Below are 13,314 nucleotides of genomic sequence, written 5' to 3'. Positions count from 1 at the left end.
TAAATCCCGGGGAATTCTATAATGACTTGATTGACCTTGCGGTGAGCAATAGAAAATACTAATAGAGTGTGTATACAATATTATAGAGTGAATACAAAAACCATCTATTAATTCCCCTTTCTATTAAATTTCTCTCATGTCAATGAGTAGCGTTTTCTGTCATAAGTAGGGTAGTCTTTAAAGTAGATGGTTAGCGATTTAATAGGAAATCTGCAACTGTCTATGACATAATCCCAGTGGCTTGATAGGTCAACCAGGAGCAAGGTGAGCATGATTCCTAATAGTCCTGCTCCTTTAGATATGAACAATCTAAAGGAGCATAAATCAATTAACTGCTCTGAATATAAATCAGATAAACCTAAAGAAGCCTGCGGTGTATTTGGTATTTATGCACCGGGGGAAGATGTTGCCAAGTTAACTTATTTTGGATTATATGCTCTCCAGCATAGAGGCCAAGAATCAGCAGGAATAGCAACCTTTGATGGCTCTGAAGTACATGTTTATAAGGATATGGGCCTTGTAAATCAAATTTTTAGCGAAGATATCTTAGAAGGTCTAACAGGTAAATTGGCGATTGGCCATACTCGCTATTCCACCACTGGTTCTAGTCGCAAAGCGAATGCCCAACCATCTATTGTTAACACCCGTTTAGGAAAAGTAGCACTTTCACATAATGGCAATTTAGTCAATACATGGAAGTTACGTAATGAATTAGTCAATAGCAATTTCAATTTAGTTACTTCAACAGACTCAGAGATGATTATATTTGCAATTGCAGAAGCAGTTAACAATGGTGCAGATTGGCTTAATGGTACAATTGAGGCCCTGCATAGATGTCAAGGTGCTTTTAGTTTAGCAATTGCTACTCCAGAAGGAGTAATTGGTGTGCGTGACCCTTATGGTATTCGCCCTTTGGTAATTGGTACTTTAGATAGTAATCCGACTCGTTATGTTTTAGCTTCTGAGACTTGTGGTTTAGATATTATTGGTGCAAAGTATTTACAGGATGTAAAACCTGGAGAATTGGTTTGGATTACAGAAGATGGCTTATCACTATATAACTGGAGTCAGAATTCACAAAATAAATTATGTATATTTGAGATGATTTACTTTGCTCGTCCTGATAGCATGATGAATAATGAGAGCTTATATACCTATAGGTTACGCCTGGGTCGGGAATTGGCAGTGGAATCAAAAGTTGATGCAGATATTGTATTTGGAATTCCAGATTCTGGTGTGCCAGCCGCTATTGGTTTTTCCCAGGTTTCTAAAATACACTATGCAGAAGGAATAATCAAGAATCGTTATGTAGGGCGTACCTTTATCCAGCCAACACAAAGTATGCGAGAGTCAGGAATTAGGATGAAACTTAATCCCCTAAAAGATGTGTTAGAAGGTAAGAGAATTATTATTGTGGATGATTCTATTGTTCGAGGTACTACTAGTAGGAAGCTGGTTAAAGCTCTACGGAGTGCAGGTGCAATAGAAGTTCACATGCGAATTTCCTCACCCCCTGTAACTCATCCGTGCTTTTATGGTATTGATACAGATACTCAAGACCAATTAATTGCAGCAAACAAATCAACAAAGGAAATAGCCGAGCAAATTGGAGTAGATTCTCTAAATTATTTAAGTTGGGAGGGAATGCTAAAAACCACTGGAAAAAGCAGCAATGATTTTTGCTCCGCTTGCTTTACAGGGGATTACCCGATAAAAATACCTGAAAATATGAAGCGTTATAAGTTGATGTTGGAAAACAATAAAGTATAGATTATTACAATCCCTAGGATTAGATAAACTAGGGTTATAATAACCCCTATGAAGGTTGCTATACCCAGTTTTATTGAAATATTGTATTAATAAGTTTAGAGAACAATCTAGCAAAGAGTGTTTTTGAAAAGTTATTAAAGGTGATTGATATCATAATAATTGGTTTACCACAATGTATTTCATTATGTTAAGTTATGAGAACTACATAGAAACTTTAAATATGCTAATATGCAATCTATAAAATACTGCTAGGGAGAGTAATTGCTAGTTTAACTTAAAAAAAATCAAAATCACTCAATTAGCTTGTAATAAGGTAGACATTACTATTTAGCAAGTATAGGAAAACCTATCCAGTTAGTTGAACATTCCCGTTAGCTGTGTAGTTCTAAAAGTGAAGCAGATGAATACTATGATGAGTAGTATATAAAACTCCTTAAAATTTAATCCCCTATCTGTAGTACCTGCAGTAATAGAAACTAATATTATGTTTTTATGAAACACCCAAGTAGTTCTGTAAAACACTATTTTGGATACAAACTTCACCCCAATTACTAACAGAACTATCTCCAGTTTCTTTTCAGTTTTAAGAAAAAAGCCTGAAGAAAATCCATAAGAAACTATAGAGGGAAATTCATACTGCTTACCACTCCTGAATTTATCCTTCAAGTATAAAAATCAGTAAGGTAGAGTCATATATAAATGGAGGGGCTAAAACACAGAGTACAAACCCAAATTGATATCACTTGATTATGCTGGGAAATTAATAATCTATTCGTTTTCACTGAACACTTACCCGCGATGTTCTCTTCCACATTTCTTTTGAACTTCCAGTAAACCTAGCAGGCAATGTGAATCATATACCTGAATTAATTAAGGCCACAATATCTAATAAAGTCTCCCGAGTAGAACGAGGATTCCATCCCAGGTTCTTACGGGCTTTTTCCCCTGAAACTCTTACGCAGCGTTCATAAATATAATGTACCCTCTCTTTGCTAATAGGGGGATTCCAATTAAAGATTCTGCCAATAGGGTTGAGTATATTTCCCACACACCTCACTATGTACTCAGGTAACTCTATTGGGGTATCTATACCAGTTTCTTGACTAAGAATAGCAAATATTTCCCTAGTAGGGAGTTCACCAGCAGAGATAATGTAGTGCTCACCGTTTTTCCCTTTCTCTGCTGCTAGAATCATAGCTTCTACTAAATCGTCTACATGAACAATTCCTGTTATACGATCACCACCTACCCAAAGTTTCAACCAACCTTTGAGAAATAACTTTAAAGCAGGGGAAAAATGAGGATCATCTGCGCCAAGTATTCCAGAAGGCATGACACTTACTATAGGCAAGCCATCAATAGCAAATTTATCTACTATTTTCTGAGCTTTGTATTTAGTTATATCATAAGCAGACGAAAAGTCTTTCTGACTCCTATGAAAATTTTCATCAACAATTTGACCTTTAGTATTACCATATATTCCAATAGTACTACAGTAAACCGTCTTAGATATTCCCATTTCTCTAGCAACTTCCAATACGGCTTGAGTTCCCTGTACGTTTACCCGTTCCATTTCCTGGTGATCTACCAACCCTAGTTCCACATAGGCAGCTGTATGAAATACCATATCTACATTTGCCATAGCTTGACGCAATGCTTGTTGATCAACAATATCCCCATAAAATAATAGTGTTGGAAGATCTTTAATCCGCACTAAATCACTTTCAGGACGCACAAAACCAACTACAGTATTGCCCTGCTGATGCAAGGCTCGTACCAAGTGAGAACCAGTGAAGCCATTAGCGCCTGTAACTAGAGATTTCATAATAATTTTTCGTATATCTGATAAGTCTTATAAATTTTGCCTCCAGCACTTTCAATTAATTTGCGTGAAGAACAATTATCTTCCCATACCCATGATAATTCTGAACGCTTATAAGGCTTACCTTTTTTAATTCCTCCTTGCATTGTTAGGTAAATCAAACCAAGGGGAACCATTTTACTTCGGTATTGCGGTAAGGAAGTGATAGCAATTACCCGGCCCTGGTTTATTTGACGACGATACCAAAGGAATTTTAATATACCCAGCCAATCGAGTTTACCATTCACATGTTTCAACGCAATATTATAATCTGGCAAACCCATGGAAAAACCAATTATCTTGCCATTATATTCTGCTATGGGAAATACATCTGGATCGACAAGCTGCTTTAAGCTTTTAGCTTCTACCATAAATTCTTCCTCAGTACGGGGAGTAGAACTCCAACTATTAGCAAAAGAATTATTAAATAGATGGTAAATACTACGGCAATCTTGTTCAAATCCTTCTCCCTTAGTATTAATGGGACGGAACGTAATCCCTGATTTGCAAGCGATATGATAACCTTTCTTAAACTTTGTTGAAAGACTAGAATCTAAGAGAAAATCATAAGCATAAGCATTTTTAACCTTTTGCCAACCAGACTGTTCCATAAACTTAGGATAGTAGGGAGGGTTGTACGGCATCATCATCATAGGGGGCGAGTCAAACCCATCCACCAAAAACATACAATTATTATGGGTGGATAAGTCAATTGGCCCCCTAACCCTAGTCATTCCCTGGTCACGTAACCATTCACAAGCTCTTTCCAAGAGTGCTTGGGCTACTGTGAAATTTTCCACACATTCAAAATATCCAAATAGTCCTATTGTTTCCCCTTCTTTCTCAATCAATCGTTGATTAATGGCAGCAACAATACGTCCTAAAGTTTCCCCAGAAACTTCATAAACAGCAATAAACTGTTGTAACTGTCCATATACTCTAAATGGACTATTATGTGCTAATTCCTTGATAGTATTTCTGCGTAAGGGTTGTACCCAATAAGGATCATTTTTATAGACTTTCAGTGGAAAATCTAAAAAAGCCTTCCTTTGGACATCAGTATTAACCACTTGTATTTGGAAGTTGCTGCTATTTCGATTCAACATAATGGCTTAAGTAATAAGGAAAATAGGCAATGGTCTGATGGAAAATTATTTGGGAAAGCCTTACTCTAGAAGATTCATAACCTCCTATACCGTCCCTATTAACTCCTCATCTAGGCTGTGGCTACTGCTGCTGGTTGATACAATGTATCCCGTGTTTTTACCATTGCTTCTACTAATTGCTCCATTTCATCTTGAGTATGCAAAGCATTAGCAGTAATTCGGAGTCGAGGTTTAGCAATAAACCAAATTGCTGATACCCACACACTATGTTTTTCCATTAAATGACGAGCAAAAACTTTAGGACTCAAATTTTGAGGTAATATTACGGGTAACACATTAGTTTCCCCAATTACATCAAAATTATGCTCAATTAGAAGTGATCGTAAATAGTGAGCATTTGCCTGCAATGTTTTCACCAACTGGGGATTTTGCCTTAATTGACGAATACTTTCTAATGCAGCAGCAGTACTTGGGGGTGGCAGTGAAATTGTACCAATTGAAGTGGGTGAAACATCAAGTAAATCAATCATTTCGCGCCTATGACTGCTAATCGCTGCCCCCGCAGATGCCGCAAACTTAGAAAAGGTGGTCATCACCAAAGGTATTATACCACGATCAAGGACTTGTTGTGGAGTAATGCCAAAGTGCTCGTATATACCCCCCCCAGTTGCCCCAATTGCACCACTTGCATGAGCTTCATCCATGACAATTACACTGCCAGGATAGTTAGCTAAAACATCCAACATCTCTGAGAGCGGAGCAATATCCGCATCCATGGAGAAAACTGCATCAGAAACTACCATAATGCGATTACCTGGTTTAGCATAACGGCGTAATTTGCGAGCAAAGTCATTGACATCACAGTGACGGTATGGTTTAACCCGCACATCAGGACTATGACTAAACATTTTCCCAGAACGATTACCTGCATTTACTACTGCCGACAGAATACAACCATGATTTAACACATCTGTAAGAATCAGTGTTTCTCTGGTATTTTGAAAGCCAGGAATATTTATTGCTAAATGGCAGAAACTATCGACCAATGCTTGCATTGCCATCCAAGCATTGAGAAACAGATGAGTATAGGGTAAATGCTTAAAATCAGAGATTTCCTGTTCTAACTGCCGATGTAAGTCAATGCGGCCACTAAGAACTGAGCAAGAACTGTTAGAGGTCCCATACTGGACAATAGCATCAATAGCTGCACTTTTAACAGCTTCTGATTGGACCAAGCCTAGTACATCATTGGTGCAAAATGTCAAAAGTTTAAATCTCTTTCCATTTGTAGGGTCTTCCACATTGACAAAATTTCCCTGCTTTCCATGACAAATAAATTTATCTGGATAAAGACTACTTTGATGTAGTCTCTGCATATATTCTTCTATAACTTCCACATTCTACTCCTCTCGACTTGATAAAAGCACATATGACCCGGCACAGTTTGTAACTAACCCACATATCTGAATAAACTTATTCACCCAATTGTGGACTTTCACTAGTGAACTCCGAAGAAATTTCTCTAGCGACAACAGATGACTATTCCCCTTTTCTATGGTTATGATTTAACAGTTTTCTAGATTGTTGCATAAAATATTCATATTGCCCGACAATTACCCGTTGTAGAGCAATAATTGCCGGATTAATTTCTACATAACGTCTTTCTGGGTTAGCTAAGTAGGAGCGTTGTTCGCTCTCCACCATTTCTAAATCTTGATCAAGAAATTTTTTAAACAAAAAACGCCAAATTGCTTGTGATAATTGTGGTTTGATCCGTATCAGTATCCACTTAGGTAAACCAATTTTCAGAAATAACAAAGAAAAGGATTGAGTTTCCATTATTCCTAATGGAAGCCGCATGAGATAAATGGAAGAAATGCCCTCCAAAGAGCTATGGTAATGTGGATACTCGTATTTGATAGAAATAGTACGGGTGGTAATTTTGGTTCTTGGTTGACTCAATCCTAGAAATTTTGTTATCCAACCCTGATAAGAAACCTGATATTCTGCTTGAACTGAAGATTGATTTTGACTTAATTTTAGTAGTACTGGATTAAACCAACCTTGTAAATCCTTGTGTAAAAAACCATGGAATACATCCATGGTATTCTCATTGCAAATGGAAAAATGAGCTTTGAAACGTGCTGGTATAGGAATCTTTAACCACTCAGGGTTGTCATATTCAGGTATATCTGGTATAGAAATCCCCTCTGCTAACTTTTCATCACCAGGAAAAACCCAAATAATATTATATTTTTCTTGTGTAGGATAGCTCTTTGCTTCAGCACAAGGGAGTTTTTGCCCTTTTGGTAAATACGGAATATGTATGCATTTTCCATCACTATTAAATTGCCAACCATGATAGGGGCACACAAGGTTATCACCCTGTACTTCACCCTTATGTAGAGCTACTCCCTTATGAGGACAAACATTTTCTAGAGCATGAATTTTACTATTTTGACCTCGATAAATAGCAATCACTTGTTGCCAGATAACTACAGACATTATCTTACCTAACAAGACTTGGTCAGCCCAAGCCACTGGATACCAGTAATTAGGGTTAATACCCACTTCCCGTACCCGGTTTTGAATTATCTGGCTTTTAAGAATAGGAGCCAGTTCCATTCGACACTCCTGAATATGGAACGACAACAGAGAGACAGATTATAATCCTAAATGATTTATTGACAATCTTATAAGAAATCTACAAATTACTCAGAAATTAAGCAATAACCTACCTTCAAAGAAAAAGATAAAAGCTTAAACATACAAGGTTAAGAACTTTTAGGTTATGAATAATCTGAAGGGTAATAAGTGTTATAAACTCGTTGTAGGGAGAGCTTCTTAGATTATTGATAATAAAAGCTTATAATAGTAAGCAAGTATAAGCTTGGAATTAACCCTCACTTTTTCTAGCCTTATTCAGAATAAAGGTTTTTCCCTAAGCTAAAATCATGTTATTTAGCACTGATAATTGTAATATTTTTTCTCTATTTCTTGTTTCTCAATGGGTGGAGTTTTTTCCATATTAGGATGGAAAAAAATAAGATGGCCCAAGCTATTTTGAAATAGATTTATAAGCATTATTTACCAAGTAATTTCATGAGCTGATGATCAATAACATCGTTTATAAAAAAACTGCAAGGGTACATTTCCATAATTTTACTTTCTCATAGTGACTATTTTACGATGAGGTCAAATAAAATTTCCATCAACCACTAGCAGAAAACATTAAATAACTATCAATTATCAAAAAACTCAGTTGGATTTTGATATATCAGTGCTACTTCAAAATAGATTTTACTCTGGTAAATATATTTTGGTTAACCACAGGTAACAACCTTAGTCCTCAAATTTGATTATTTTGTTATTGGGGCAATTAAACAAATGTATACTTTCTATGAAATATTAAAATATTACCATAATTGGTTTGAATTCTCTTTAAATCTAAACCAATTATTACTAGAATACCATTGAATATATTTAATTCTATATTCATAGAATTCATGAGACTTTTATAATTAAATTTTCCCGGGTTTGACCATGTTCAAAAGAAACATAATGTTACTGTGCTCTACTATGACAAATTGCTTGTACCTGATCTCTAATTCTTACCGGGAAAATCTACTTGTACTAGAATATTAAGATATTTCGATGAATATATTCAAATCCCTTAATCTATGACCTAATTACAATTGCTAAAATACTCAGTAAACATACATAATAGTATATAAAACTGATTCTATATACTATTATGTCCACAAATATATTCTTGACTAAATTACATTCTGAATTAACTTGTATCTATATGTATGTTAATGGAACTTATGGATATATTCCATATGAAATAAAAGTCCCATTATCTATTAAAAATAATAGATAATACTATAATTTAGAAAATAATGTGAAATATGGGATTCTATAAGTTAAGTTATAGGTCCTGGCATTATATTCCAAAAATAATTCGTTTTATGATAGAATAGCCTTGCTTTTCACATAGATTATAGGAGATTATTAATAAATAATTATAGATTCTATTAATCTATCAAGCTATTGTCCATATCATCCATTTTTCATTTAATTATTTTTGGTATAAGAAATTTTCACCATCTGGTTGACTACTTCCCATTCTTTCATATTTCTAAGCAACTTTAATAATTATCTACTCCTGATATTTTTTAGCAATCTCATGTAAAAGTTCTTCTGATTTTCCCTATTGACTAAATCTTTGTGGATCTTTAATTGCATTTTATAATAAATTAGTCATTAACATTTCTTTCCTTTCTCAGAAAAAATTATTATGCTTGTAACTCTACTACAAAATTTATAATTTCATTTATTTCTACTGATAAATATCTAGGGTAGTTGTGAAGGAATCCAATAATAGACTTGGCCCATAAAACTAAAATAAATTGTCTTACTTTTGGATAAAGGAGAATTCTTTAATACTATTGTTTCCATATATTTTCCTGGGCTTTACCAAGAGGAAAAGCTTTTGGGGATTGGATTAGTAACAATTTATTTTTATGGTTGGTGATAATTTGAGTTTTAATCAATATCTTTCTGTATAAACTTTAAGTAAATAATATTATATTTTTATAAGCTAAATGTGTAAGCTTTACCATAGGAAAATTAATATATGTACAGTATGCATTTTCCAGAATTATTATTAAATCTAGACCAAGCAGGCAAAATTATGAAGTTAACATATAGCTATTAATAAACCTGATTACCTCTAATATTATTAGAGTGAATAGCATAGTAAACTTACCTGAAGACCTACATGTTTGGCAAAACCATAGCTATAGCTATGGTATCTGGTTTTAAATCAATCATCATTGGAATTTAATTGAAGAGGGTCATCAATTTTGATAGTCAAGTCAAACATATATTCTTTCCAATTTATGTAGAGGATATAATTCTCCTTAGTCCCTCATTATTGATATGAGATTTAACCGCTGATAACTTTTCTCTACATTAATTGACTGTAATGATCATAAATTCTGGTGTTAAATATTAGGGTTTTTTAGAAATTAATACTTTTATCACTATTGAAAATTGGGTATAAATAAAAGAGAAGAGAGGCAGATATTTCTACCTCTCATAATTTTAGGATAATTACTTAATGCTCAATATCCTTATATACTTTATTGAAAAATTGACTTTAGTATCTATTTGGTTTATGAACAATGAAGCTCAGTATTTGACACTGCTTAATATTATCAAACCCAACTATGCGTATGAAGCAGTTAGGATACTGAGAACGACATTCTTGTACTTCTCTTAATACCTCCTGAGTACTATTTGCGTTGAATAAAGGTAACTTCCACATTGTCCAGTAATACTGAGTTGGTTCCGAATCCTCATTAAACTCAATTGCTGGAAAATAACCTTGATCCAAAACGTACTGAACCTGCTTGGTAATTTGAGTATCACTCAAAGGTGGAAGATAAGACAGGGTTTCGTAACGGCGCTCTTTCGGTAGGGTTTGCATAATTTTTGATAATGGATAAGTGATATTTGAATAGTGAAAGACAAAATTTAATCAGACGAACTATCTGCATCATCTAAATTGGCTTGTTGCCCCGTTTTCTGACTGGGGTTAGATAAATTCAGTTGCGTGATTCGCTCAAGATGCTGACGACGATGCCCCATATTAGATTGTTGAATGCCAGTAATAATCATTTCTGGTAGGAACTCAGCCACCCCCTCTACAATATTTTCCCTAACTAGGATAATTCGCAAAGCCAATTCTGGTTTTTCATGAAAGAGCTCTTCTATTAAAGCCTCTCCATCCTGAATTTTGTCAGCAGAAAAGTTATTTAGCCATAGCCACTGTGGAGGATTAGTTTGACTAAGTTGAATCAACACAGTTTTTATTGCCTGATAAGTCATGTAATGTTGCAATGTCTTAGCTGTGTCTTTTGCAATTTGCTTTAAATTCATGCTTGACCCCAGCCCCAATAATTTTCGATTTTCAGATTTTGGATTTTAGATAAATCCAAAATCCCAAATCTCTAATTACTAGACGGTATCCATTGCTTCAAACTCGAATTTAATTTCCTTCCATAGTTCACAGGCAGCAGCCAATTCAGGGGACCATCTAGCAGCTTCACGGATAATGTCATTACCTTCACGAGCCATATTACGTCCTTCATTACGAGCTTGAACACAAGCTTCTAAAGCCACGCGGTTAGCAGTTGCACCAGGAGCATTACCCCAAGGATGACCCAAAGTACCACCACCAAATTGCAGTACGGAATCATCACCAAATATTTCTACTAGTGCAGGCATGTGCCATACATGGATACCACCAGAAGCTACGGCCATAACACCAGGCATGGAAGCCCAATCTTGGGTAAAGTAAATACCACGAGATTTATCCTGCTCTACGTAGTTCTCACGAAGTAGATCAACAAAGCCCATAGTAATACCACGCTCACCTTCCAGTTTCCCTACAACAGTTCCGGTATGAATGTGGTCACCACCAGACATCCGCAAACATTTAGCTAACACACGAAAGTGAATACCATGATTCTTTTGACGATCAATAACTGCATGCATTGCACGGTGGATATGCAATAACAAACCATTATCACGACACCAACGAGCCAGAGTAGTATTAGCTGTAAAGCCAGCAGTTAAGTAGTCATGCATAACAATAGGCATGTTCAGCTCTTTGGCAAATTCGGCCCTCTGTAACATTTGTTCGCAGGTCGGAGCCGTTACATTCAAGTAGTGGCCCTTAATTTCCCCGGTTTCTACTTGTGCTTTTTGGATGGCATCAGCGACAAATAAGAAGCGGTCACGCCAACGCTGGAATGGGGCAGAGTTAATGTTTTCATCATCTTTAGTGAAGTCCAAACCACCACGTAAACATTCGTATACAGCTCGACCATAATTCTTAGCTGATAAACCAAGCTTAGGCTTAATAGTACAACCCAACAGAGGACGGCCATATTTATTTAATTTATCTCGCTCAACCTGAATACCGTGGGGAGGCCCTTGGAATGTTTTTAGGTAGGCTACAGGAATACGTAAATCTTCTAAACGCAGTGCCCGCAATGCCTTGAAACCAAATACATTGCCTACAATAGAAGTCAACATATTTGTGACAGAGCCTTCTTCAAATAAATCTAGGGGATAAGCCACATAAGCTATATATTGGTTGTCTTCACCAGATACCGGCTCAATATCGTAGCAGCGACCTTTGTAGCGGTCAAGGTCGGTGAGTAAGTCTGTCCACACGGTTGTCCAAGTACCAGTGGAAGACTCAGCAGCCACAGCAGCACCAGCCTCTTCTGGAGGGACTCCAGGCTGGGGTGTCATCCGAAACGCCGCCAATAAATCTGTATCCTTGGGTGTGTAATCTGGGGTGTAATAAGTTAACCTATAATCTTTTACTCCAGCTTCATACCCTGCTTTTGACCGAGTCTTCGTTTGAGCGTAAGACATATTTACCTTCTAAGGAGTCACTCTGTTGACCTACAAATTACGCTCCGTGCAGTTTATCCTCACCATTACCCTTCACGTCTTTAACTTCACCAGGAATTGGTTGGAAAGAACATTTTATTGGGGATTATCTCTAGTAGATATCTAGTCATTTTCTACCCGACGAATACTAAGTGAGTATACTTAAAAATAAACATCAGTTTTGCTCTCGCTATCTGATATTTTCAGGACAATTGCCCCTATAACACCTATATAATCCTCACGTCGGATAGGAGAGCTACCCTTTTATTCTTTTTAGGAATAAAAATAACTTCTCATTATTATTCTCCCACATACAAAACCAAGGGTACCAAAAATCAAGTTGATATGACTTAAGGGTAAATGGCGGTTTTAATGACAAAAATTGCACCCCACATAATTTGTATCTGATATCACAATATATCAAGAATTGGGATAGGTTTTTCTTTCAATCTTCTTAACTTTGTTATTTGAATTTATTATTGAACATCATAATACCCACTTTTTGTTACAAAAATACACATTCTGTTATGTGTACCAGACATTAAATATACATCGTGTGTAGTTATAGACTCTACAAATATAAAAAAGGCGAGTTGTAATTGTGTTAGCAGGGTTATAAATCTACTCTGTTGAATGAATACGATTCAATAGCAGTATTTTAGGATGTTATGCCATATCGCTGCTAAGCTATCCTTTTTCTTATAAAAAATACTAAAAGTTAATATTTTGAAAATCTTAGACTTATGGCATTAATGAATCTCAAAGTAGTGATAATTATACACAATGTTTTGAATGTAGGATTTTGCCTAGTATAAGGATATTAGCTTTCCTATCTAAAATATCTTGCCCATCGTTTGTAAAGCGATGGTCTCAAATGCACCTAATAGTAAGAGCTAATTTTGTCAAATTTAAAGTTAGACTTTCATATGCTTTGGTTAGGAATTAAATTTAAAAAATGTAAGGATTCAAGTCTAAGTATTAGGAATCAAAGGAGGAGTTGAAGTAGTGTAACTAATTATTATCCGGGTAGTTTGATGAAAAAACTACTGTGACTATCAGTTAAATTGACAACATCTTGAAACCATTCTATTAAATAATAACTAC

At 35.6% G+C, this 13,314-nt stretch carries 8 protein-coding genes; 1 reads left to right on the top strand and 7 read right to left on the bottom strand.

Translation table 11 applies throughout. The annotated features are described in order from the left end of the window. The first annotated feature begins 270 nt into the window (after positions 1–270). Positions 271–1,770: an amidophosphoribosyltransferase gene (gene purF / locus RINTHH_RS07575; protein WP_008235000.1), complete on the top strand. Its 1,500-nt coding sequence runs from the start codon at positions 271–273 to the stop codon at positions 1,768–1,770. Positions 1,771–2,623: 853 nt separating this feature from the next. On the opposite strand, the gene RINTHH_RS07570 is transcribed toward purF, so the two are convergent. From RINTHH_RS07570 to RINTHH_RS07540, 7 genes are all read right to left on the bottom strand, one after another. Continuing rightward, entirely contained in the window at positions 2,624–3,595 is a 972-nt protein-coding gene (locus RINTHH_RS07570; protein ID WP_008234998.1) for an NAD-dependent epimerase/dehydratase family protein, read from the bottom strand. Then, positions 3,592–4,737: a hypothetical protein gene (locus RINTHH_RS07565; RefSeq protein ID WP_008234996.1), complete on the bottom strand. Its 1,146-nt coding sequence runs from the start codon at positions 4,735–4,737 to the stop codon at positions 3,592–3,594. The genes RINTHH_RS07570 and RINTHH_RS07565 overlap by 4 nt, the downstream gene beginning before the upstream one ends. A gap of 110 nt (positions 4,738–4,847) precedes the next feature. Then, positions 4,848–6,134, bottom strand: a complete 1,287-nt coding sequence (locus RINTHH_RS07560) for an aminotransferase class I/II-fold pyridoxal phosphate-dependent enzyme (RefSeq protein ID WP_044304872.1) — start codon at positions 6,132–6,134, stop codon at positions 4,848–4,850. Positions 6,135–6,276: 142 nt separating this feature from the next. Further along, positions 6,277–7,362 (bottom strand): aromatic ring-hydroxylating dioxygenase subunit alpha, encoded by a 1,086-nt coding sequence (locus RINTHH_RS07555; RefSeq protein ID WP_008234992.1) that lies wholly within the window; start codon positions 7,360–7,362, stop codon positions 6,277–6,279. Positions 7,363–9,901: 2,539 nt separating this feature from the next. Next, positions 9,902–10,231: a ribulose bisphosphate carboxylase small subunit gene (locus tag RINTHH_RS07550; protein WP_008234987.1), complete on the bottom strand. Its 330-nt coding sequence runs from the start codon at positions 10,229–10,231 to the stop codon at positions 9,902–9,904. Between the two features lie 47 nt (positions 10,232–10,278). Next, on the bottom strand, positions 10,279–10,683 hold the full coding sequence (locus RINTHH_RS07545; RefSeq protein ID WP_008234986.1) for a chaperonin family protein RbcX: 405 nt from the start codon (positions 10,681–10,683) through the stop codon (positions 10,279–10,281). 78 nt (positions 10,684–10,761) lie between these two features. Continuing rightward, the gene (locus RINTHH_RS07540) at positions 10,762–12,192 is read right to left on the bottom strand and encodes a form I ribulose bisphosphate carboxylase large subunit (protein WP_008234984.1); all 1,431 of its coding nucleotides are present in this window, start codon (positions 12,190–12,192) and stop codon (positions 10,762–10,764) included. Positions 12,193–13,314: the final 1,122 nt, after the last annotated feature.

Source organism: Richelia intracellularis HH01 (genome assembly GCF_000350105.1).
Classification (GTDB): Bacteria; Cyanobacteriota; Cyanobacteriia; order Cyanobacteriales; family Nostocaceae; genus Richelia; species Richelia intracellularis.
Note: the sequence above shows the minus strand (reverse complement) of the source record. Positions and strands in the feature narration are given on the sequence as shown.